General features: G+C 72.4%; 17 protein-coding genes. 11 read left to right on the top strand and 6 right to left on the bottom strand.

Going from position 1 to position 22,398, the window contains the following annotated elements:
- Window positions 1–56 precede the first annotated feature (56 nt).
- A complete protein-coding gene (locus tag ACZ4VA_RS12125) occupies window positions 57–1,982 on the top strand; it encodes a helix-turn-helix domain-containing protein (RefSeq protein WP_356165675.1) in 1,926 nt (641 codons plus the stop codon).
- 45 nt (window positions 1,983–2,027) lie between these two features.
- Here the strand turns inward: ACZ4VA_RS12125 and ACZ4VA_RS12120 are convergent, their stop codons facing one another.
- Both ACZ4VA_RS12120 and ACZ4VA_RS12115 read right to left on the bottom strand, forming a co-directional pair.
- On the bottom strand, window positions 2,028–3,431 hold the full coding sequence (locus tag ACZ4VA_RS12120; protein ID WP_355783827.1) for an MFS transporter: 1,404 nt from the start codon (window positions 3,429–3,431) through the stop codon (window positions 2,028–2,030).
- 218 nt (window positions 3,432–3,649) lie between these two features.
- Window positions 3,650–4,840 carry a glycoside hydrolase family 62 protein gene (locus ACZ4VA_RS12115; protein WP_468081050.1) on the bottom strand — a complete coding sequence of 397 codons (1,191 nt, stop codon included), beginning with the start codon at window positions 4,838–4,840 and terminating at the stop codon, window positions 3,650–3,652.
- A 537-nt stretch (window positions 4,841–5,377) separates the two neighbouring features.
- Here ACZ4VA_RS12115 and ACZ4VA_RS12110 point away from each other — a divergent pair.
- Both ACZ4VA_RS12110 and ACZ4VA_RS12105 read left to right on the top strand, forming a co-directional pair.
- Window positions 5,378–7,024 (top strand): glycoside hydrolase family 27 protein, encoded by a 1,647-nt coding sequence (locus ACZ4VA_RS12110; RefSeq protein ID WP_355783821.1) that lies wholly within the window; start codon window positions 5,378–5,380, stop codon window positions 7,022–7,024.
- A gap of 193 nt (window positions 7,025–7,217) precedes the next feature.
- The gene (locus tag ACZ4VA_RS12105) at window positions 7,218–7,430 is read left to right on the top strand and encodes a hypothetical protein (protein ID WP_356165667.1); all 213 of its coding nucleotides are present in this window, start codon (window positions 7,218–7,220) and stop codon (window positions 7,428–7,430) included.
- A gap of 120 nt (window positions 7,431–7,550) precedes the next feature.
- On the opposite strand, the gene ACZ4VA_RS12100 is transcribed toward ACZ4VA_RS12105, so the two are convergent.
- The gene (locus tag ACZ4VA_RS12100) at window positions 7,551–8,318 is read right to left on the bottom strand and encodes an alpha/beta fold hydrolase (protein WP_468081047.1); all 768 of its coding nucleotides are present in this window, start codon (window positions 8,316–8,318) and stop codon (window positions 7,551–7,553) included.
- Between the two features lie 179 nt (window positions 8,319–8,497).
- On the opposite strand from ACZ4VA_RS12100, the gene ACZ4VA_RS12095 reads away from it, so the two are divergent.
- Window positions 8,498–9,691, top strand: a complete 1,194-nt coding sequence (locus ACZ4VA_RS12095) for an acyl-CoA dehydrogenase family protein (RefSeq protein ID WP_356165661.1) — start codon at window positions 8,498–8,500, stop codon at window positions 9,689–9,691.
- A gap of 50 nt (window positions 9,692–9,741) precedes the next feature.
- Here ACZ4VA_RS12095 and ACZ4VA_RS12090 read toward each other — a convergent pair whose 3' ends face one another.
- The gene (locus ACZ4VA_RS12090) at window positions 9,742–10,536 is read right to left on the bottom strand and encodes a VOC family protein (RefSeq protein WP_356165659.1); all 795 of its coding nucleotides are present in this window, start codon (window positions 10,534–10,536) and stop codon (window positions 9,742–9,744) included.
- 44 nt (window positions 10,537–10,580) lie between these two features.
- On the bottom strand, window positions 10,581–12,851 hold the full coding sequence (locus ACZ4VA_RS12085) for a catalase (RefSeq protein WP_468081045.1): 2,271 nt from the start codon (window positions 12,849–12,851) through the stop codon (window positions 10,581–10,583).
- 1,029 nt (window positions 12,852–13,880) lie between these two features.
- On the opposite strand from ACZ4VA_RS12085, the gene ACZ4VA_RS12080 reads away from it, so the two are divergent.
- The 7 genes from ACZ4VA_RS12080 (at window position 13,881) to ACZ4VA_RS12050 (ending at window position 20,539) form a co-directional block, all read left to right on the top strand.
- Complete coding sequence (locus ACZ4VA_RS12080) at window positions 13,881–14,351, top strand: hypothetical protein (RefSeq protein WP_468081126.1); 471 nt, start codon at window positions 13,881–13,883, stop codon at window positions 14,349–14,351.
- Between the two features lie 139 nt (window positions 14,352–14,490).
- Window positions 14,491–15,516 (top strand): SDR family oxidoreductase, encoded by a 1,026-nt coding sequence (locus tag ACZ4VA_RS12075; protein ID WP_468081043.1) that lies wholly within the window; start codon window positions 14,491–14,493, stop codon window positions 15,514–15,516.
- A gap of 80 nt (window positions 15,517–15,596) precedes the next feature.
- Window positions 15,597–16,481 (top strand): SDR family oxidoreductase, encoded by an 885-nt coding sequence (locus ACZ4VA_RS12070; RefSeq protein ID WP_355794429.1) that lies wholly within the window; start codon window positions 15,597–15,599, stop codon window positions 16,479–16,481.
- 82 nt (window positions 16,482–16,563) lie between these two features.
- Window positions 16,564–17,769, top strand: a complete 1,206-nt coding sequence (locus tag ACZ4VA_RS12065; RefSeq protein WP_468081040.1) for an FUSC family protein — start codon at window positions 16,564–16,566, stop codon at window positions 17,767–17,769.
- Window positions 17,770–17,822: 53 nt separating this feature from the next.
- Window positions 17,823–19,349 carry an FAD-dependent oxidoreductase gene (locus tag ACZ4VA_RS12060; protein ID WP_355786821.1) on the top strand — a complete coding sequence of 509 codons (1,527 nt, stop codon included), beginning with the start codon at window positions 17,823–17,825 and terminating at the stop codon, window positions 19,347–19,349.
- A gap of 169 nt (window positions 19,350–19,518) precedes the next feature.
- Window positions 19,519–19,893, top strand: coding sequence for a DUF6479 family protein (locus ACZ4VA_RS12055; RefSeq protein WP_356165648.1), 375 nt, complete (start codon window positions 19,519–19,521; stop codon window positions 19,891–19,893).
- A gap of 274 nt (window positions 19,894–20,167) precedes the next feature.
- A complete protein-coding gene (locus ACZ4VA_RS12050; RefSeq protein ID WP_356165645.1) occupies window positions 20,168–20,539 on the top strand; it encodes a helix-turn-helix transcriptional regulator in 372 nt (123 codons plus the stop codon).
- Window positions 20,540–20,806: 267 nt separating this feature from the next.
- On the opposite strand, the gene ACZ4VA_RS12045 is transcribed toward ACZ4VA_RS12050, so the two are convergent.
- The gene (locus tag ACZ4VA_RS12045; protein WP_452920498.1) at window positions 20,807–22,348 is read right to left on the bottom strand and encodes an alpha/beta hydrolase; all 1,542 of its coding nucleotides are present in this window, start codon (window positions 22,346–22,348) and stop codon (window positions 20,807–20,809) included.
- Window positions 22,349–22,398: the final 50 nt, after the last annotated feature.

Below are 22,398 nucleotides of genomic sequence, written 5' to 3'. Positions count from 1 at the left end.
GCCGAGTTGTCCACAGGGCTGGCGGCGCCGGCCCGCCGACAGGTAATCCTGTGAGCATGTCCCGCGATCACGTGCAGTCCGCCGAGCGCCCCGCCGTCGGCGCCGAGGCGCCCTTCCTGGAGCTGCTGGCCCGCGGCGCGTCCGCCGACGCGTACGAGCAGCCGGTCCTGCTGGCCCGCGCCGAGGGCCGCTCCGCCGAGCGCGTCGCCGCGCTGGAACAGGCGAAGCAGCTGGCGCTGCGCGTGCGCTCCGAGATGGAGGGACGCCGCCGACGCGAGGCGGAGCTGTCGGCCCTGTTCGAGACCGCCCACGACCTGGCGGGACTGCGCGACCTCGACGCCGTCCTGCAGGCCATCGTCCAGCGGGCCCGGTCCCTGCTCGGCACGGACGTGGCGTACCTGAGCCTGAACGACCCGGCCAGGGGCGACACCTACATGCGGGTCACCGAGGGTTCCGTCGCCGCCCGCTTCCAGCAGCTGCGGCTCGGCATGGGGGAGGGGCTCGGCGGCCTCGTCGCGCAGACCGCCCGCCCCTACGTCACCGACGACTACTTCAAGGACGACCGCTTCCAGCACACGCAGACCATCGACACCGGCGTGCGGGACGAGGGCCTCGTCGCGATCCTCGGCGTGCCGCTCATGATCGGGCCCCACGTGATCGGGGTGCTGTTCGCGGCGGACCGGCGCGCCCGCGTCTTCGAGCGGGAGCAGATCGCCCTGCTCGGTTCGTTCGCCGCGCTGGCCGCCGCGGCCATCGACACCGCGAACCTCCTCACCGAGACCCGCTCGGCCCTCGACCGGCTGGGCCGCGCCAACGAGATCATCCAGGACCGCAGCGCGGTGATCGAGCGCGCGTCGGACGTCCACGACCGCCTCGCCGAACTCGTGCTGCGCGGCGGCGGGGTCCACGACGTGGCCGCGGCGGTCTCCGAGGTCCTCGACGGCACAGTGGAGTTCGCCGAGGCCGGCACCACCCCCGACCCGGCCCTGGAGGCGTCCCGCGCGGAGGGCCACGCCGTGCGAAGCGGCGACGACTGGGTGGCCGCGGTGACGGCCGGCGGCGAGCTGCTGGGCGCCCTCGTGCTGCGGGGCCAGCCCGGCCTCGACCCCGTCGACCAGCGCACCCTGGAGCGCGCGGCGATGGTGACCTCCCTGCTGCTGCTCGCCAGACGCTCCGCCGCCGAGGCCGAACAGCGGGTGCGGGGCGAGCTGCTGGACGACCTGCTCGACTCCCGCGACCGCGACCCGCGCCTGCTGCGCGACCGGGCGGCCCGGCTGCACGCCGACCTCGACGCCACCCACGTGGTCCTCGCCGCCCGTCTCGACGGCACGGCTGCCGACGCCGACCAAGAGGCCGCGGCCCGCCGGCGCCTGTGGTCCGCCGCCTCCCACCTCGCCGGCACTCGGCGCGGTCTGGCCGCGGCCCGCGACGGCGGCACCGTCCTGCTGCTTCCCCTCGACCCGGGTGACACGGCGACGGACCTCGCCCGCCGTACCGCCGCACACCTCGGCACCGCCGTCCACGACGCCGTCACCGTCGGCGCCTCACCGCCCGTCGAGAACCTCGCGGCCCGTCCCGACGTGGTGGCGGCGGCCTACGCGGAGGCACAGCGCTCTCTCGAAGCACTCCGGCTGCTCGGCCGGGCGGGCGACGGCGCGGCCACCGAGGACTTCGGCTTCCTCGGTCTGCTGCTCGCCGGCGACCGGGACATCTCCGGCTTCGTCGAGCGCACCATCGGACAGGTCGTGGCGTACGACGAGCGGCGCGGCACCGATCTGCTGCGGACCGTCGACGCGTACTTCGCGTGCGGCATGAGCCCGGCGCGCACCAAGGACGAGCTGCACGTGCACGTGAACACGGTCGCCCAGCGGCTGGAGCGCGTGGGCAGACTGCTGGGGGACGACTGGCAGAGCCCGGCCCGCGCACTGGAGATCCAACTGGCCCTGCGCCTGCACCGGTTGTCGTCGGCGGCACAGCACTGACCCTCGTACGCCGGTGCGTACGAGGGCCGGTGCCGTGCGGCGGGGTCAGACGGTCCGGGCGTCCGCGGGCGGGGCCACCGGGGCGGGCTCCGCGTCGGAGGGCGCGCTCACGTCGGCCAGGTCCCGGTGCCGGGTCTCCTTCGCGACGCCCACCGCGACGAGCGTGAGGAGGACCGCCGCGATCACGTACAGCGCGATCGGGGTGGAGTCGTCGTACTCGGCGAGCAGCGCGGTCGCGATGAGCGGTGCGGGCGCGCCGGCCGCGACGGAGGCGAACTGGGCGCCGATGGAGGCTCCCGAATAGCGCATCCGGGTCGCGAACATCTCGGAGAAGAAGGCCGCCTGGGGCGCGTACATGGCCCCGTGGAACACCAGGCCGACGGTCACCGCCAGGATGAGGTTGCCGAAACCGCCGGTGTCGATCAGCCGGAAGAACGGGAACATCCACAGCCCGACCCCGGCCGCGCCCAGCAGGTAGACGGGGCGGCGGCCGACGCGGTCCGAGAGGGCGCCCCAGGCGGGGATGACGGCGAAGTGCACGGCGGAGGCGATGAGCACCGCGTTGAGGGCCGTCTGCTTGGAGACACCGGCGGACGTGGTGGCGTACACCAGGATGAAGGCGGTGATCACGTAGTAGCTGATGTTCTCCGCCATCCGGGCGCCCATCGCGACCAGCACGTCACGCCAGTGGTGGCGCAGGACGGAGACCAGCGGCATCTTCTCGGGCTCCGACGCCGAGGCGCTCGCCGCCTCCGCCGCCTTGCGGGCCTCCGCCTGGGCCAACGCCTCCTTGAACACCGGTGATTCGTCGACAGACAGACGAATCCACAAACCGACCATCACCAGGACGCCCGAGAGCAGGAACGGGATGCGCCAGCCCCAGGAACCGAAGGCGCCGTCCGAGAGCGTGGCCGTCAGCAGCGAGAGCACACCGGTGGCCAGGAGCTGACCGGCGGGCGCTCCCGTCTGCGGCCAGGACGCCCAGAAGCCGCGCCGTTCCGCGTCCCCGTGCTCCGACACCAGCAGTACGGCGCCGCCCCATTCGCCGCCGAGGGCGAAGCCCTGGACGAGACGCAGCGCGGTCAGCAGGACCGGTGCCGCGACGCCGATCGTGCCGTAGGTGGGCAGCAGGCCGATCGCGAAGGTCGCGCCGCCCATCAGCAGCAGGCTCAGCACCAGCAGCTTCTTGCGGCCGAGGCGGTCGCCGAAGTGCCCGAAGACGAGCGCGCCGATCGGCCGCGCCGCGAACCCGACGGCGTAGGTCAGGAACGAGAGCAGCGTTCCGACGAGCGGATCGGAGTTGGGGAAGAAGAGCTCGTTGAAGACGAGAGCGGCGGCCGATCCGTAGAGGAAGAAGTCGTACCACTCGATGGTGGTGCCGATGAGGCTGGCGGCGACGATGCGCTTGAGACTGGAGGGTGTCGGGGGAGCGGATGCTGCGGAGGCCATGTGCGCCACTTCCTCGTGTGCGGTGGGGACGGGTACGTGTGGCACACCGTAGGAAGATGCAGGTCAGGGTCACATGTGGTGGGGCAACATAGTTCCGGGCGTGCCTATGCGTGCGGCCACCATGCCTGCCCGTGGGCGGGCCTTCCAGGGAGACGGAGGCGGCCCCGCCGACGTGAAAATCCGTCGGTGGGGCCGCGCCCTGGTCCGGGACGAGGGGGTCAGCAGGGGGAGTTGGTCTGGGTGAGCAGGCCCATCCGCCAGGGCAGCCGGAGATAGTCGCCGCCGGCGCCGGGATCCATGCCCTGGTAGACGTACTGGAGACGGCACGGGTCGATGGTCAGGGTCTGGTCGTTGGACGCCCGGACGAGTTCGCCGTGGCTGATGTCCTGAGTCCACGCGCCGCCGGGGAAGGTCACGTTCGCGCGGCCCGCGAACGGTTCGTTCTCCGTGGCCGCGAGGGGGGTCCAGGTGCCGGTGAGACTGCCGGACGTGTACGAGCGGAAGTAGCGCCGGCCGGTGGAGCCGATGGCCTCCTGGATGAGCACGTACTGGTCGCGGCCCGAGACCTTGTAGACGTTGGTGGCCTCGAAGAGGTTGAACTTGCTGTCGGACATCACCATCCGGGTGTTGCCGAAGCCGTTCGGGAAGTTGGCCAGGCTGGTCTGGGCCCGGTACACGTGCCCGTTGTCGTCACTGAAGAACAGGTGGCAGTTGCCGGCGTCGCAGATCACCCAGAAGTCGATCCACGTGCCGTCCCCCTTGTTCTGGCTGACGACGGCCGGCTCCTGGGAGATGAGGGTGCGCGGCGCGGACCAGGAGCGCGGGTCCGCCGGGTTGGTGCTGGTCGAGTAGGTCGGCGGGCCGGTCTGGTAGACCATGTACCAGAGGTTCTGCGGCGCGAAGTAGAAGACCTGCGGGGCGGCCCGGTAGCCGGGACCCATGGGTGAGTTGTCGAGGTAGCTGTGCGACGCGGAGGCGGCCTGGGACCAGTCGCCGAAGTCGAACTGCACGAGGCCCCAGCCGGAAGGGCTGGCGGTCGTCGCGAAGGTCAGCCACCGGTTGTTGTGCCGGACGATCGAGAAGTCCTTGATCGCCAGTGCCTGCGGATGCTGGGCGTCCGGCTTCGGCCCTGCCAGGACGCCGCTGGAGGACCAGCGGAACGTCGACGGCAGCGAGCCGCTGCCGGAACCGCCGCCGACGCGCACCAGTTGCCACTGCTGGTTTGCCCCGCCCCAGTCGGCGTACTGCACGACCTTGGTGCCGTCCGCGGTGGAGCCGCCCTGGACCTCGACGGCCTTGCCGCTGCCCCGGTTGACCAGCACGTACCACGCGTTCGGATCCACGGTTGCGGCCTGCGCCGTCCCGGCGGCCCCCAGGGCGGACAGGAGCGCCGCGAGTAAGGCGGTCACCGCGGTCAGGACCAGGGTTCGTCTGCCGCGCCTCCGCGATCGGCAGAACGTCATGCGCATGTCATTCACAGGTGGGACTCCTTCGCTGGGTTCTGGACGAGCGGTCACGCGGCGGACCCGCCCGGCCCTCGGTGCGCGGCCCGCCGCGGCTGCCGCCGCGACCGCGGACCCGTGGGCTCCTGGCACCCCGTGACGACATCGCGCTCTTCGGGCAGCCCGTGTTCGAGATACCGAATGCGGATCGACCTGTCGACGCTCTGGATGATAGGAGGCCGGTGCGCACCGTCAACCCCTCGCGCAGGAACCGCACTTGTCTCGAAACTTTCGGACTTCTCGGGGGCCGAGACTCCCGAGGTCATCTTCCGGTGCTGCGGCACATCGCCCCCCGACCTCCCCGGTCGCGCGCCGAAGCCGATCCGACGCCCAGTGTTGACATGTTCAGTCACCCCCCTAGGATCCGTGGGGCCTCACCAAGTTTCCGAACGCTGCTCGAAATTTCGAACTCCTCGTTTCCCTCGCGTGCTGAAGGAGCCCTTGGTGCCCAGACGATCAGGCGGACGACTGCTCCGTCTCCTCACGGCCGTCGCGCTGACGGTCGCCGCGTCCGTGACGGCCGCCGTCCAGCCGACCGCCTCGGCCGCGCCCGGCAGTCCCGCCCTCACCCCGCCACTGGGGTGGAACAGCTGGAACAGCTTCGGGTGCGGAGTCACCGAGGCGCAGGTCCGCCAGGCCGCCGACGCGATGGTGTCGTCGGGGATGCGGGACGCCGGCTACCGGTACGTGGTCGTCGACGACTGCTGGTTCGACCCGCAGCGTGACGCGTCGGGCAATCTGCGGGCCAACTCCACCAAGTTCCCCAGCGGGATGAAGGCGCTCGGGGACTACATCCACGGCAAGGGACTCAAGTTCGGCATCTACCAGGTGCCGGGCGAGCGCACCTGCGCCCAGGCCACGGGCGGCTACCCGGGCTCCACCGGCAGCCGGGGACACGAGACCCAGGACGCCGCCACGTTCGCCGCCTGGGGCGTCGACTACCTGAAGTACGACTGGTGTTCGTCCAGCGGCACCCGTGACGAACAGGTCGCGCGGTTCACGCTCATGCGCGACGCCCTGCGTGCCACCGGACGGCCGATCGTCTACAGCATCAACCCCAACAGCCTGCACGCCATCACCGGCGCCACCTACGACTGGGGCGAGGTCGCCGACCTGTGGCGGACCACCGAGGACCTGCTCGACATCTGGCAGAACGGCAACACCAACAGCTACCCCATGGGCGTCGGCAACGTCCTGGACGTCACCGCGCCCCTGGCCGCGCAGTCCGGCCCGCGGCACTGGAACGACCCCGACATGCTGGTCGTCGGCCGGCCCGGTCTGTCGCTGACCGAGTCCCGCTCCCACTTCGCCCTGTGGTCCCTGCTGGCCGCCCCGCTCATGGCCGGCAACGACATCCGCACCATGTCCGCCGAGGTGAGCGCCATTCTGCGCAACCCGCGGCTGCTGGCGGTGAACCAGGACGCGCTCGGCGCGGGCGGACGCAGGGTGCGTGACGACGGCGACACCGAGGTGTTCGCCAAGCCCCTGTCCGACGGTTCGGTCGCGGTGGGTCTGTTCAACCGGGGCGGCGGCACCGCCACCGTCACCACCACGGCCGCACAAGTCGGCCTGTCCGCGGGGCCGTTCACCCTCACGGACCTGTGGACCGGCGGCACGTCGAGCACGTCCGGGCAGATCTCGGCGAGCGTTCCCGCCCACGGCGCGGCCGTGTTCCGGGTGAGCGGCGGTACCCCCGTCGCCGCCACCACCTCACGGCTGCGCGGCAACGCGTCCGGCCGCTGCGCGGACGTGGACAACGCCTCCACCGCCCCCGGCGCCACGGTCCTGCTCTGGGACTGCCACACCGCCGCGAACCAGTTGTGGACCACCTGGGCCGGCGGCGAGATCCGGGTCTACGGCGACAAGTGCCTGGACGCCTACGACCAGGGCACCACGAACGGCACCCGCGTCATCACCTGGACCTGCAACGGCCAGAACAACCAGAAGTGGACCGTCGGTTCGGACGGCACCCTCCGCAATGTGCACGCGGGGCTGTGTCTCGACGCCGACGGTGCCGGCACCGCCGACGGGACGCGGCTGGTCCTGTGGACCTGCGACGGCCGGGCGAGCCAGAGGTGGACCCGCACATGAACCAGGCACGTGACGCCGCCGCCCGGTCCCCGGGCGGCAGCCGAGACGACGGCGCCCGGCCGCCGCGTCGGCACGGTCCTGCGCCGCGCGCCTCACGGCGCGATCCGGTTCCGGCACGGGCGTTCACCTGCGTCGTGGGGGCAAGCGGGTGAGGGTGGCGTTGCCCGTCGGAGGGGGCGTCGTTAGGACGGGCATGATCAAGAAGCTTGCCCTCGTCTCCGCCGTCGCCGCCGCTCTGCTGGCGTCCGCCCCCGCCGCCGAGGCCGCTCAGGCCACCCGTGCTCCGGCTCCGTCCGGCGGCGCTCCCCTCGTGCCCTTCCTCAACGGTGTCCTCGGGTCCCTGGAAGTGGGGCACCCGGCCACCTCCCTGCAGTCGATCCTCCCCGCGGGCACCGTCGGCCACTGAGGCCGCCGCACCCGAGGCCGCCCACGCGCCGGCCACCGGCATCTTCAGCCCGGTGACCGGCGCTCTGCCGTTCCGGGCGGCCGTTCCGTTTCCGGGCGGCGGGCGGGGCACGCCGGTCGATCAGACGCCGCCCAGGAAGCCGACCAGCTCGTGCCGGAACGCGGGGGCACCGACCGCCCGCATGTGGTCGCCGGGCACCAGGCGCAGCGTCGCGTCGGGTATGGCCTGCGCGAGCACGTGCGGACGCACCGCGAGGGGGTCGTCCCGGCCGGCGAGGACGAGCGTGGGGGCCTTGATCCTCTCCAGCGGGATCGGCCGGTCGTGGGCCGCGGCGGCCTGCGCGGCCAGGGCGGTCCGGTCGCCCCCGACGGCGTCGACGAACGCACGGAAGCCCGCTGCCGCCGGGTCGGTGACGTCGGCCGGATCGTCGGCGCGCAGGGCCTGTCGCAGCGCCCGTCCGCCGATCACCCGCGTGTCCACGCCGCCGAGTTCGACCACCGCGGCGCCCACACCGCCGACCACCAGGCGGCGTACGCGGGTGTCGGCCACGGCGGTGAGCAGCGAGACGATCGCCCCCATCGAGTAGCCCACCAGGTCGTAGGTCGGCTCCTGAAGCAGGTCGATCAGTGTCCGCACGTCCTCGGCCATGCGGGCCTCGCCGTAGGAGGCCGGATCGTGGGGTTTGTCGGAGCGCCCGTGGCCGCGGGCGTCGACGGCGGCGACCCGGCGGCCGGCGGCGGTCAGTGCCGCGACGACGCCGGGGGAGACCCAGTTGGACTCCCCGTCCGCGATGAAGCCGTGGTGCAGCAGGACCAGGGGGAGTCCGGAGGCGCCCGGCCAGACCCGGTAGGAGAGGCTGATGCCATCGGTGGCGGTGAAGACCGGCATGCGCGGTCCCTTCTCGGACGGCGGACGATCAAAGGCTGCGCCCGGCGAGCGTACTCACCGCGCCGCCGACTTCGAAGAGGGCCGGGGCCCCACTCCGGACCCGGTGGCGTACTCCCGGGGCTCCTGAGCGGGGAGCGACCTGCGTGCATCGCGCAACGAAAGCGTGGAAGAAGGCTGGCATGTCTACGAACCATGAGGACCAGCTCGCCGCGGACTTCTACGACTACGAATCCGCGCTGTCGGAGGAGGAACGCAAGACGCTGCTGAGGACGCGCGGCTTCATGCGTGAGGAGATCAAGCCGCTGCTCAACGAGAACTGGGCCGCGGGCACCTTCCCGGCCGAGCTGATCGGCAAGTTCCGCAGCAGCGGTCTCGTGGGCCTGCCCTACGAGGGCTACGGCGAGCACGGCCCGGCGGCCGGTCACCTGCTGACCGGGATGATGGCGATGGAGATGGCCCGCGTCGACGCCTCGGTCGCCACCTTCTTCGGCGTCCACAACGGGCTGGCGATGTACTCGATCCAGGCCGGCGGCAGCCAGGAGCAGCGCGACCGCTGGCTGCCGGGGATGGCGAGGATGGACACGATCGGCGCGTTCGCGCTGACCGAGGCGCTCGGCGGCTCCGACGTGGCGGTCGGCATGCGCACCACCGCGAAGCGGGAGGGCGACACCTGGGTGCTCAACGGGTCCAAGCGGTGGATCGGCAACGCCACCTTCGCCGACCATGTCGTGGTGTGGGCACGCGACCTCGACGACGACCAGGTCAAGGGCTTCGTCGTCGGAAAGGGCACGTCCGGCTTCGAGCCGCGGAAGATCGAGAACAAGACGTCGCTGCGGATCGTCGAGAACGCGGACGTCACGCTGACCGACGTACGGGTGCCGGAGAGCGACCGCCTGCAGAACGTCGAGTCCTTCCGCGACGTGGCCGAGATCCTGCGCGCCACCCGCAGCGGTGTCGCCTGGCAGGCGCTCGGCGTGATGGTCGGCGCGTACGAACTGGCGCTGGCGTACGCCACGGAGCGCGAGCAGTTCGGGCGGCCCATCGCGGGGTTCCAGCTGGTGCAGGACCTGCTGGTCAAGAGCCTGGGCGACATCACCGCCTCGTGGGGCATGCTCGTGCAGCTGGCCCGGCTGCAGGACGAGGGCGTGTTCCGTGACGAGCAGTCCTCGCTGGCGAAGGCCTACGTCACCGCGCGTATGCGGGAGGTCGTCGCCTGGGCGCGCGAGATCTTCGGGGGCAACGGGATCGTCCTGGACTACGACATCGCCCGGTTCTTCGCGGACGCCGAGGCGATCTACTCCTTCGAGGGCACCCGGGAGATGAACACGCTCATCGTCGGGAAGGCGATCACCGGTCAGAGCGCGTTCGTCTGAGCGCCGGCGGCCGGACGAGGGGCTCGCCGCCCGGCGGCGAGCCCCTCGTCTCAATCCGTGCGCGTCACGGTGAAGTGCGCCCCGTCGGGGTCCGAGAGGATCGCCTCCGTGGAGCCCATGCCGCCCTGGAGCGCGGTGCCGCCGTGGGCGCGGGCGGCGCGGGCGCAGGCCTCCACGTCCTTCACCGCGAAGTGGATCTGCCAGTGGGGCCGCAGGGTGGGGTCGGGCGCGGCCCCTAGGGCACCGGAGTGGATTCGCGCCACGATGTCGCCCCGGCTGCGGAGCACGACCTCGTTCTCCTCGTAGTCGACGTCGCAGCAGCCGGCGTGCTCGGACGCCCAGTCCAGCACCTCGCCGTAGAAGATCGCCGCGTCGAAGGCGTCACGGGTGTGCAGCCGTACGAAGGCCGGCGCCGCGCGGCGCCAGTCCTCCCAGCCGGTGACGAGCTTGCCCTCCCAGATCCCGAAGACCGCCCCGTCGCGGTCGGCCAGCAGGGCCGCCCGCCCGGGAGGGAAGGCGATCGGCCCCACCGCCGTCGTACCGCCGCGCTCCTGGCTGCGGGCCACGGCCTCGTCGGCACTCGGAACGGCGAAGTACGGGGTCCAGGCCGCGGCGATCTGCCACATGGACGCCACCGCGGCCACCCCGGCGACCGGGACCCCGTTCACGTGCGCGACCTTGAACTGCTCACCCAGCTTGACCGAGCGCCACTCCCAGCCCAGGACGGCCGCGTAGAAGTCCTGGGTGGCCCGCAGATCGCGCGCGGTCAGGCTGACCCAGCACGGGGCCCCGAAGACCGACTGGCTGGAGTAGACCTTGCTGGGGAGCGTTCTGTCGCTGTTCATGGTTCGTCGCACTGCCGTTCTGGTCTTGTCGTCGGCTCCTGAGGTCAGAGCCGGGTTGCGAAGCGCTCCCACACACGATGCTTGCCCAGCAGCCCGGTGACCTGTTCCAACACGCCCGTGCCGCTGTCCGCGGTCACCACGCCGGGAGCGTCGAGGGGGATGCCCGCGGCGGTCAGCACGGCGTCCGCGCCGGCCCAGCCGCCGATGGCCTTGCCGTGCCGGAACGCCTCCGCCAGCATCAGCGTCACCCGCGGGTCCGCGGGCGCGTCGACGGCGCCGTCGCCCGCCTTGGCGTCGCGCGCTCCGAAGGCGTCCTTGGCGGGACCCGGGACGCCCGCCAGGAGCAGCGCGTCGCACTCCACGGACCGGGCCGTCGCGAAGCTGCGCTGCACCGTGAGCGGTTCGCCGTCCGGGTCGAGCTTCCCGCCGGTGGGGGCGATGACCAGCGGCACCATGCCGGCGTCCAGGACGGCCTGCTGGACGGCGCGGACACCGTCGAGGTCACCCTGTGCGTCCGTCACGATTCCGATGACGCGTCCCTCCAGCGGCCACACCTTGCCAAGCTGGGACAGGGCCGGGCTCGGCTGGGGTGTCAGCAGGGGCTCCGTGGCCTCCGGGGCCGGCAGCCCCAGTCCCGAGGCGACCTGCTCGCACAGTTCCGGGTCGATGTTCGCGAGCACCTGAAGCGCCCGCTCCTTGATCGCCTGCTCGTAGCACTTGCCCAGCTCGAAGGTGTACGCGCCCACGATGTGCTCGCGCTCGGTCGGGGTCATGCTGAGCCAGAACAGACGCGGCTGGGAGAAGTGGTCGGAGAACGACGCGGGCGCCTCACGGACCTTGCGGGCGGCGGGCACCTCGACCGGGGTCTCGACGTACGCGCCCGTGTCGGCGCCGGCCGTGAACGGGCAGCCGCCGTCAAGGGAGTTCGGCCGGTAGGGGGCCACTCCGGTGTGCACCGCCGTCTGGTGCATGCCGTCGCGCAGCATGTCGTTGACGGGCGCGTGGGGACGGTTGATCGGGAGCTGGCCGAAGTTGGGGCCGCCGAGCCGGCTGATCTGCGTGTCCAGGTAGGAGAAGAGCCGCCCGGCCAGCAGCGGGTCGTCGGTGACGTCGATGCCGGGGACGAGGTGGCCGGGGTGGAACGCGACCTGCTCGGTCTCCGCGAAGTAGTTGGTCGGGTTGGCGTTGAGCGTCAGCATGCCGATCGGCTGCACCGGCGCCAGCTCTTCGGGCACGATGTTGGTCGGGTCGAGGAGGTCGATGCCCTCGAACGTCTGGTCAGGGGTGTCCGGGAACGCCTGGATGCCCAGCTCCCACTGCGGGTACGCGCCGGCCTCGATCGCGTCGGCCAGGTCCCGTCGGTGGAAGTCCGGGTCCATGCCGTTGACGATCTGGGCCTCCTCCCACACCAGCGAGTGGACACCGAGCTTCGGCTTCCAGTGGAACTTCACCAGCGTGGTCGCGCCCTCGCCGTTCACCAGCCGGAAGGTGTGGACGCCGAAGCCCTCCATCATGCGGTACGAGCGCGGGATGCCCCGGTCGGACATGTTCCACAGGGTGTGGTGCGTGGCCTCGGTGTGCAGCGTGACGAAGTCCCAGAACGTGTCGTGGGCGCTCTGCGCCTGCGGGATCTCGCGGTCGGGGTGCGGCTTCCCGGCGTGGATGATGTCCGGGAACTTCACCGCGTCCTGGATGAAGAAGACCGGGATGTTGTTGCCGACCAGGTCGAAGGTGCCCTCGCTGGTGTAGAACTTCGTCGCGAAGCCCCGGGTGTCGCGGACGGTGTCCGACGAGCCGCGCGAGCCCAGGACCGTGGAGAACCGGACGAACACCGGCGTCTCGACGTCCTTGCCGAGGAACGCCGCCTTCGTGACGTTCGCGGCGGTGCCGTAGCCCTGGAAGACGCCGTGGGCGGCCGCGCCGCGCGCGTGCACCACGCGCTCCGGGATGCGCTCGTGGTCGAAGTGGGTGATCTTCTCCCGCAGGTGGTGGTCCTGGAGGAGGACCGGTCCCCGGGCTCCGGCCTTCAGCGAGTGGTCCGTGTCGTACAGGCGGGCCCCCTGGGCCGTGGTCAGGTACGCGCCTCCCTGAGCCCGGTCGGTCGGGGCGGCGCCGGTCGGCAGACCGGTCGGGCCGACCGTCTCGGGGGCGCCCTGGTCCGGCTTGGGCGGCAGCGGCTCGCGCGGTTCGGTGGGCTCGGCGACCGTCGGCGGCTGCACGGCGGGCTTGCCCGGCACGGAGCTCGACGGGTCGGTCTCACGGATCGCGTCGACGACCTTGTCGGCCGTGGCCTTCAGGGGGTTCTTCTCAGTCATCACACTTCCAAGGGGGTCGGGGATCGCCTGGGTACCCGGGCCCCGCTGGTCGAATCGCACGTCGCGCGCGGGCTCCTCGACCTGCGGGCGGCGGCCGGCGGTGTCGCAGACCGGGCGGTCGGTGCTCAGCGCCCCGGTGCCCGGACGGGACGGGCGCGCTACGAGGTGCCGACGACCACGACTCTGCCGGTCCTGGCGGCCGAGTACCCCTCGCACCCGGGCCAAACGGGTCACGGAGCCGACCGCCCCCCACCGTTCGCCCGGCCCTCCTGACGGGAGACCTGTCCGCAGACGCAGTTCCGGGCCGCCTGTCTCCCCGGCCCACACGGCCGACGCCTGCCCTCCCGCGGACGCGGTGATACCACCCGGCGCACCTCGCACCGGGACCCCGCGTGCCCGCACGGGTTTCCCGGCGGCGACGAGGGGGACCCGTGACGGACGACAGACAGCGCGGAACAGAGCCAGTCCCGAGCGGAACCGGGCAGAAGGAAGATGAAGAGCCGTGACCACGGACGTCAGAAGAGAGAACGCCTCCCGCCGCCCCGAGACGGGATGGGCGGAAGCCCGTCGCCGGCGGGAGCGTGCCATACGGACCTGCGTCCCGGCGACGGCCGACGGCGACACCCGCCAGGCCCAGGCGGGCCCTGAGTGGAACATCGTCAGAGGCGAGGACTGACCGGCGGTTCCGCGCCGGGTACCGACCCGCGAGGGAAGGCAAGGGAAAAGACCGGGAGCCGGAGAGACGTCACGTCTCTCCGGCTCCCGGCACGCCCTGTCGCGCCCGCGACCGGTCCGGGACCGCCATGCCTGAATTGCCGGTTACGGGGGACTCTCCGGGCATGCGCGATGTGCGACGGCGCCCGCCGAGACGCGGGAGCGGGCAGACGGCCGGTGTCAGCACCGGCGGACGCGGTACAGCCGGGAGGCCCGGGCGCGGTGGCGGGCCTGCGGGGCCGGGTACCCACCTGCGCGAAGGACGAGGTGTGCTTCACCTATCCGGCGAAGTAGTCCAAGACGCAGACGCGTGCCCTGGTCGACGAACCCGCCTGCCGGGCCCTGCGCTCACTGCTGCGCCGCCGCGGCGGCGGTCCCCGGCTGTTCGCCTACCGGGACGCCGGGACCTGGCACGACCTGCGCGCGGAGGACCTCAACGCCTACCTGCGCGACCACACGGGCGCGGACATCACCGCCAAGGACTTCCGCACCTGGCACGCCACCGTGCCGGCGTCCGTCGCCCTCGCCGTGTCCTGGCGGGTCGCGGGCGACTCCAAGGCCGCCCGGAAACGCGCGATCACGCGTGCCGGGAAGGAGGTCAGCGGCTACCTGGGCAACACCCCGGCGGTGTGCCGGGCGTCGTACATCAACCCGCGGGTCGTCGAGCTCCTCGAGGAGGGCCGGACCATCGCGCCCGACCTCGACCGGCTCGGCGACGGCGCCGCCTTCGGCCGGCCCGCCACCCAGGGGCCCATCGAGGAGGCGGTGCTGCGCCTCCTCGCATAGCGCGGCGGTTCGTGTGGGGCGGTGGCACCGGGGAACCCGGACGGCCCGTCCGGCGGAGCCCCGCCCCGCGGACGCTCCGGTACGAGGGCAACACCGCCGGGGCCGCATGGCTCCGGACCCGCACGAGAGGACCCACGACGTGACGGACTCACCCGGCAAGAAGATCGTCGTCACCGGAGCCACCGGCAACGTCGGCACCAGCGTGGTGCGCCTGCTCAGCGAGGACCCCGAGATCGGTTCCGTGGTGGGCCTGGCACGCCGGGTCCCGGACTGGTCGCCGCCCCGCACGACGTGGCACGCGGTGGACCTGGAAGAGGACACCGACCCCGTCGAGCTGTTCCGCGGCGCGGACGCCGTCGTCCACCTCGCCTGGAAGTTCCAGCCCGCCCGGGACCCGGCCGTCACGTGGCGCACCAACGTCCTGGGCAGCGCCCGCGTCTTCGAGGCCGTCGCGGCAGCCGGCGTCCCGGCGCTCGTCCACGCCTCGTCCGTCGGGGCGTACTCGCCCGGCCCCGACGACCGTGCCGTCGACGAGTCCTGGCCCACCCACGGCTGGCCCGGAGCCGCGTACACCCGCGAGAAGGCCTACCTGGAGCGCGTCCTCGACACCTTCGAGCGCGACCACCCCGAGACACGCGTCGTGCGGATGAGGCCCGCGTTCCTGTTCAAGCGGGAGTCCGCCAGCGAACAGCGCCGCATCTTCGGCGGCCGCTTCCTGCCCGGCCCCCTGATGAGGCCCGAGGCGCTGCCCGTCGTGCCCGACATCCCAGGGCTCCGCTTCCAGGCGCTGCACACGGACGACGCGGCCGAGGCGTACCGTCTCGCGGCGCTGGGCGACGTACGCGGTGCCTTCAACATCGCCGCCGACCCGCCGCTCGACGCCAAGGTCCTCGGCGAGCTCTTCGATGCCAGGCCCGTGCGCCTGCCGAGCCCGGTCGCGCGCACCGGACTGGCGGCGGCGTGGGCGCTGCACCTCCTGCCGGCCTCGCCGCAGCTCTTCGACGCCGTGCTGCGGGTGCCGCTGCTGGACTGCACACGCGCCCGCACCGTGCTCGGCTGGCAGCCCCGGCACACCGCCGTCGAGGCGCTGGAGGAACTGCTGGCGGGCATGCGCCGCGGCGCGGGGGCGGACACCGCCCCGCTCCAGGGCCACACCGTCGGCTGACGTGTGGACCACCGTCCGCTGGGCACCCACGACCAGGCGTACGCGCCACGCTTCCCCCAGAGCGAGAAAGGCAGCACCCCATGAGTGACCACGGGCAGCAGAACCCCGTCGACAAGCACCCGCAGCCCGACTTCCCGCAGCAGGAACAGCAGCACCCCGGCTGGACCGGCCCCATGGACCCGCCGCCGGACCACGGCGAGGAGTCCTACCGGGGCAGCGGCCTCTTGGCGGACCGCAAGGCACTGGTGACCGGCGGGGACTCCGGCATCGGCCGTGCGGTGGCGCTCGCCTACGCCCGCGAGGGCGCGGACGTCCTGTTCACGCACCTGCCCGAGGAGGCCGAGGACGCCCGCGAGACCGCCCGCCTGGTGGAGGAGGCCGGGCGCAAGGCGGTCGCCGTGCCCTGCGACATCCGCGACGAGGAGCAGTGCCGTCGGCTGGTCGAACGCGCGGTCGCGGAGTTCGGCCGCATCGACGTCCTGGTGAACAACGCCGCGTACCAGATGTCCCAGCCGGACGGGATCTCCGCCATCTCGACGGAGCAGTTCGACCGGGTCGTGCGCACGAACCTGTACGGCATGTTCTGGCTCTGCAAGATGGCCCTGCCGCACATCCCCGAGGGCGGTTCGATCATCAACTCGACGTCCGTGCAGGCCTACAAGCCGAGCCCGCACCTCCTCGACTACGCCATGACCAAGGGCGCGATCGTGACGTTCACGCAGGGACTGGCGCAGATGGTCGCCGGTGACGGCATCCGCGTCAACGCCGTCGCCCCCGGACCGGTCTGGACGCCGCTCATCCCCGCGACCATGCCGGACACGACCGAGTTCGGGAAGCAGTCCCCGCTGGGCCGGCCCGCGCAGCCCGCCGAGATGGCCCCCGCGTACGTCTTCCTCGCCTCGCAGCACGCCAGCTTCATCACCGCGGAGATCATGAACGCCACCGGCGGGACGCCCCTGCCCTGACCGGGCCGCGGACGGGCGACGAAGAACGACTGACGACTGACAACCGGCGATTCACGACGACAGGAGGACGGTGCGACAGCGGGTGACGGAACGGAAGGCCGCGAAGGAACGCCATGTCGTTCTGCACACCCTGCGCTGGGAAGCGGGGGAGATCGGACGCTCCGTGCACCGGGCCTTCACGGTGGCGGGATCGGAGCGCAACACCGCGGTGCAGTCCCTCAAGGCGGCGGCCGCGGCCGTGCTGGCCTGGGCGGTGGCCGGCTGGTGGTGGGAGGCGCCGATGGCGCTGATGGCTCCCTGGACGGCGCTCTTCCTCATGCACAACACCGTCTACCGCTCCCTGCTGTCCGCGCTCCAGCAGTTCGTGGTGGTGCTGATGGGCACACTTCTGGCCGCCGGAGCGGGAGTGCTGACGCACAACGAGATGGCCGCGATGGCCCTGGCCCTCCCCGTCACCGTCCTCCTCGGCAACTACGCCCGCTTCGGAAGCAACGGCCTCTACGCGCCGACCGCCGCGCTGTTCGTCCTCGTCTACGGCTCCTACACCGGCGCCGACATCCTCCACCGCCTCCTGGAGACCCTCCTCGGCGCGGTCATCGGCATCGGGGTCAACGCACTCGTCTTCCCGCCCGTCCACACGCGGCGCGTGACGCAGCTGCGCGAGCAGCTCCCGCACTCCTGCGGTGACCTGCTGCACCACGCCGCCGACGAACTGGCGGCGGACTACGACCCGGAGCAGGCCCGGCGCTGGTACGAGTCCGCGCAGCGCCTCACCGATGTGGTGACCGAACTGCGGGAGGCCCGCCGCTGGTCGGCCGAGAGCTACCGGATCAACCCGGCGCGCCGACTGCGCCGCGTCCCGACCGAACCCCCGGCCGCCTGGGACTTCGTCTGGGACCAGGTCACCGAGCACACCGCGCGGACCATGCGCACGCTGACCGAGGCCGCGGTACGGCCGCCGCTCCCGGCCGAGGCGCGGGACGCCCTCGCGGCGCTGCTGCGGGCGGCGGGCGACACCTGCCTGCTCGACGACCACCTCCGCGAGGGCGGACGACCGGACGACGCGCGGACGCACGAGGCCCGGCGGGCGCTCGCCCGGGCCTCCGCGGCCCACCGCCGCCTGACCGCGGCGGCCCGGACCGGCCGCGGGCTCACGTCCACCACGGGAGGCGTGATCGCCGACACCCGGCGTCTCCTGTCGGCCCTGCTGCGCGTCGCGGACCCCGACGCGGCCTTCGACCCGCAGCTTCCCGACCAGCGCGAAACGCCGGAGCCGGCGCGCCACTGAGCCGTCCGGGCGTCGCCGCGCTTCGGTCTCGGCGGCCGGGGAACCCGGGCCGCATGAACACGTACGCGGACGAGCAGAAGTCGTACTGGATCGAGACGGCGCCCTCCGGAGACCTTCAGCCGTCCCTGGACGCGGACATCACGGTCGACGTCGCCGTGATCGGCGCCGGGATCGCGGGCCTCAGCACGGCGTGGGAGCTGGCGCGCCGAGGGCGCAAGGTGGCGGTGCTGGAGGCGGGCCGCATCGCGGCGGGCGTCACCGGTCACACCACGGCCAAGGTCAGCGCCCTGCACACCCTCGTCTACGCGCGCCTGCGGCAGACCCGGGGCGCCGAGGGGGCCAGGCTGTACGCCCGCTCGCAGATGGAGGCCATCCGGCACGCGGCCGGGATCGTGGACGAGCTGGGCATCGCGTGCGACTGGGAGGACACGGCCGCCTACACCTTCGCGCAGGACCCCTCCGGCGTGGACGAGCTGAAGGCGGAGGCGGAGGCCGCCCGGGAGGCGGGACTGCCCGCCGAGTACGTGACCGAGACGGGACTGCCATTCCCCGTCGCGGGCGCGGTGCGGGTCACGGAGCAGGTCCAGTTCCATCCGCGCAAGTACCTCCTCGCCCTCGCCGACGACCTGCGCCGGCAGGGCGTGGTGATCCACGAGAAGACCAGGGTCGTCGGACTCAAGGAGGGCGAGCCCTGCCGCCTCACGACCGAGAACGGGTCCACGGTGACGGCAGCGGACGTCGTCGTCGCCACGCACTACCCGATCTTCGACCGGGCGCTGCTCTTCACCCGCCTCTCCCCGCGCCGCGAACTCGTCCTGGCCGCGCCGGTCCCGGCCGAGCTCGATCCGCACGGCATGTTCATCACCCAGGAGCAGGGCACCCGCTCGGTGCGCACCGCCCCCTACGGAGACGGGCAGCGCCTGCTGATCGTCACCGGTGAGCACTTCACGCCCGGTACCGCCGACGTCGAGGAGCGGTTCGGGCGGCTCGCGGGCTGGGCCACGAAGCACTTCGGCACACTCGACTTCACCCACCGGTGGGCCACGCAGGACAACGACCCCACCGACACCGTGCCGCTCGTCGGGCCGATGCACGCGGGCAGCCGGCACACCTACGTGGCCACCGGCTTCGGCGGCTGGGGCATGAGCAGCGGCGTCATGGCGGGCCGGCTCCTGGCGACCCTGATCAGCGGGGAGAAGTCGCCGTGGAGCGACCTGTACGACCCGCGGCGCCTGCTGCCGGCGGTGCGGGAGGCACCGACGTTCCTCAAGAACCAGGCGAAGGTCGCGGGCCACTTCCTCGGGGACCGGCTGTCGTCGGGTCCGGCGCACTCGGTGGACGACATCGCGCCCGGGGACGGAGCGGTGGTGCGGGTCGAGGGCAAACGCTGCGCGGTCTACCGCGACGACAGCGGACAGGTGCACGCCGTCTCCGCGCGGTGCACGCACATGGGCTGCCTCGTGGCCTTCAACCGCGCGGAGCGGGCCTGGGAGTGCCCCTGCCACGGCTCCCGTTTCGGCACCGACGGCGAGATCGTCCAGGGTCCCGCCACCCGTCCGCTCGAAAAGCGCGACATCTGATCCGCGTACGGTCCGTCGGCGCCACCGCACCGGGGGTCCGCGTCCTGTCCGCGTGAGGCGGCGCGACGATGCGGGCGGCGGCGGCCGGCGGCGAAGAGGCAGAGGTCAGCGGGGGTCCGTGCAGGGGACATAGGTGGATTACTTGTCCGTTGCGGGGTACCCGGCAGCCATGAAAGCGACGGGATACGAACTGGCTGTTTTCAAGGACGCGGCATTCGGCGTGATGGGCGCCTTCGTGGGCGGTCTGATCATCGCCGGCGCGCTGATCTGGGCCGTACGCCTCGGTATCAAGACGCGGCGCCGCGAACCAGCGCCCCCGAAGCCCGAGGAGCAGCCGAAGCTTCCCCCGACCGGACCCGTCCACGAGACGCGTGAGACGCGCGAGCCGAACGAGGTCCCGCGGGCCGGGAGCGAGGGCGAGCGGCTGCGGCCCCAGCAGGTCCACCAGTCGGGCAGCAGGACCGCCGACGAGGAGCAGCCGCGTCCCCGCTGGGAGTCGGGCTCCAGCGGTTCCTTCGGAAGCGGCGGCTCCGGCAGCACCTGACAGCACCCGCCGCACGGGGGCGGAGCATGAGGGGGACTCGAACGGTACGGGGTTCGGAAAGGTAGCCCCGTTGGGCTCTCCACGCCGTGAGGCGCGGAGGGCTCAAGCCGTTTCCGGGGTCCTGCCGTCCGAGGAGGCGCGGTCCCGTCACCGCGGAGAACACGTGCCGACGCCCGTCGGCGCGTCCATCGAACGAATCCGCGGCACGCAGAACAATACGTGAACCGTATTTCGCCCTTTTGTATACGCGAATGTCTGGCCATATGCTGGGCTCATGGGCGGAGTACCTGAGACACATACGGGCTGGACCTTTCTCACCAATCACGCCCGCGTGCTGGCCGCGATCGCCGAGGATCACACCACCCGGATCCGCGACATCGCCGCCCGTTGCCGGCTCACCGAGCGCGCGGTGCAGAAGATCATCTCCGATCTGGAGCAGGACGGGTACCTCACCCACACCCGGCAGGGACGCTCCAACCAGTACCGCATCCAGACGGGCACGCTGCTCAGGCACCCCGCGGACTCCAACCTCACGGTGGGGGACCTGCTGTCGCTCCTGGCGCAGCACGACCGTCGGCACGGCGACCAGGATGCGCAGCGGCAGACCGAGCCGAGCCACGCGGGCGGTCCGAAAGCCGACCATTGAGTCATGCCCACGGACGGCCGGTGCCGGTTCCGTGGGCACGGGACGGTGACGGAGCCAACGCACTCCCCGGGCCCCGGAGTTGACGTCGACCGCCGACACACACGTGAGGCGGCAGGATGCCGAACTGATCGTCGACTGGGCCCGCGTCGGGCCGGCTGCCGGCTGAGATCAGGGACCGGCTGGAGCGCGGATGTTTCCGTGCCGCGGATGCCGGGCGCGTTCCGCCAGCACTTCAACTCCCCTCCTTGTGCGCTCAGTTGGACTGCGTCAGGACCTCAGGCGTTCCAGAAGCAGACGCATCGCCCGGTGCACCGCCTCCCGTGACTCGTCCGTCGGGTCGAGCGTCTCGAACATGTGATGGCCGTGCGGTACGTCGACCACCTCGACGTCCGCCCCGCACTGCCCGGCCGCCGTCAGGAACTCCTCCACGGTGGCGGCGATCTCGGCTTGTTCGCGTCCCGCCCGGGTGAGCACCACGGGCAGTGAGCCCGCCTTCGCCACCGCCTCCACCGGACGGAAGCGGACGTCGGTCAGCCCCCAGCCCTGCAGCGGCGCGAGCACCGGGTAGGTGGCGGCGAGGCAGCGCAGCCAAGCCGGTGGGCCCGCCAGCCAGTCCGCCGTGAGCAGGCCACCGCCCGAGAAGAACCACAGCGCGACCCGATCCCCGTCCACCCGCGGATCGGCCCTGACGAACTCGACGGCGGCGGCGACGTCAGCGGCTGCGCGCTCGTAGCCGTCCAGGCCGTGCAGGCGGTGGTCGAGTGTCGCAGCCACCACTCCCTGTCCCGCCGCGTAGCGCGCGTACCCCGTCAGGGTCGGCCAGTCCCGGGGCGTCGGCCGGGCCCCGGCGGGCACCGGACCGCCGTGCACGAAGACGACCGCCGGCCGCGGTTCCTCGGCCTCGGGAACGTACAGATCGACGTTCCCGGTCCGTTCACGCGGCAGTTGGGGCACGTCGAGAAGGAACGGCCGCAAGTGCGGGGGTGGTTGGGCGGCACCGGGCGGCCTCAGTCGGTGCCCCTCACCGGCGGCGGCCCGCAGCAGGACCTCGGCCAGTTCGGCTGGGCAGGACAGCATCGGCCAGTGTCCGGTGGGGAGTTCGAAGAAGGTGACCTTCTCGTCGGTGAGCGCCCGCAGCGCGGGATCGCCGAAGTCCACCTGCATCTGGACCAGTTCGATGCTCGCGCCGTTCTCCGTGCACAGCACACCGGTGCTGGGCACCCCGTCCACGGCGCCGGTCAGCCGCAGCGGCTGGAGCAACGTGCCGAGCGGCTGGGGGAAGGCGAGGGCGGTGAGCCGGTCCAGCGCCGCGTCGGACAGACCAGCGGTGCTGCCCCAGCACCCCCACTTCCCGCGGGCCGGGGGGCGCAGCTCTCCGTCCGCTCCTTCGGCCCCGTCAGCCGCCGCACCGGCCCCGGCGTCCTCCGCGAGGCGCCGGCGCAGGGCCTGGTCGGGCACCGCGGCCAGGGCCGGCACGCCGTCCTGGGGCATCCCCGCGTCCAGGTGGACCACACGTGCGACGCGCCCGGCGCGGCGGTCGGCGGCGCCCCGTACCGGATGGATGCCGTAGTCGTGGCCGACCAGCACCAGATCCCGGCCGCCCGCCGGACCCGTCGAGTCGATCACCGCCAGTACGTCCGCGACATGCGTCTCCAGGTCGACGACGGCGCCTGTCGCGGCGCGCGGGCCCCCGAGCCCGGTGAGGGCCACCGTGTGCACCTCGGCTCCGGCCGCGGCCAGCCGTGCCGCCGTCTCCTCCCACACCTGTGGGCCGGTGAACGCGCCCGGCACCAGGATGAATGCGGTCATGGTCCTCTCCTCGGTAGGTCGTTCCGTTGGTGGTGGGCGGACCGTCCCGA

The sequence above is a fragment of the Streptomyces sp. NPDC028308 genome, assembly GCF_055565855.1.
Note: the sequence above shows the minus strand (reverse complement) of the source record. Positions and strands in the feature narration are given on the sequence as shown.

Bases quoted from the DNA above. Each gene is read 5' to 3' on its own strand.
- ACZ4VA_RS12125 (WP_356165675.1), top strand. From the start codon at position 57: ATGTCCCGCGATCACGTGCAGTCCGCCGAGCGCCCCGCCGTCGGCGCC.
- ACZ4VA_RS12055 (WP_356165648.1), top strand. From the start codon at position 19,519: ATGAAAGCGACGGGATACGAACTGGCTGTTTTCAAGGACGCGGCATTC.
- ACZ4VA_RS12090 (WP_356165659.1), bottom strand. From the start codon at position 10,536: ATGAACAGCGACAGAACGCTCCCCAGCAAGGTCTACTCCAGCCAGTCG.
- ACZ4VA_RS12100 (WP_468081047.1), bottom strand. From the start codon at position 8,318: ATGCCGGTCTTCACCGCCACCGATGGCATCAGCCTCTCCTACCGGGTC.
- ACZ4VA_RS12105 (WP_356165667.1), top strand. From the start codon at position 7,218: ATGATCAAGAAGCTTGCCCTCGTCTCCGCCGTCGCCGCCGCTCTGCTG.
- ACZ4VA_RS12070 (WP_355794429.1), top strand. From the start codon at position 15,597: ATGAGTGACCACGGGCAGCAGAACCCCGTCGACAAGCACCCGCAGCCC.
- ACZ4VA_RS12045 (WP_452920498.1), bottom strand. From the start codon at position 22,348: ATGACCGCATTCATCCTGGTGCCGGGCGCGTTCACCGGCCCACAGGTG.
- ACZ4VA_RS12050 (WP_356165645.1), top strand. From the start codon at position 20,168: ATGGGCGGAGTACCTGAGACACATACGGGCTGGACCTTTCTCACCAAT.
- ACZ4VA_RS12060 (WP_355786821.1), top strand. From the start codon at position 17,823: ATGAACACGTACGCGGACGAGCAGAAGTCGTACTGGATCGAGACGGCG.
- ACZ4VA_RS12095 (WP_356165661.1), top strand. From the start codon at position 8,498: ATGTCTACGAACCATGAGGACCAGCTCGCCGCGGACTTCTACGACTAC.
- ACZ4VA_RS12085 (WP_468081045.1), bottom strand. From the start codon at position 12,851: ATGACTGAGAAGAACCCCCTGAAGGCCACGGCCGACAAGGTCGTCGAC.
- ACZ4VA_RS12120 (WP_355783827.1), bottom strand. From the start codon at position 3,431: ATGGCCTCCGCAGCATCCGCTCCCCCGACACCCTCCAGTCTCAAGCGC.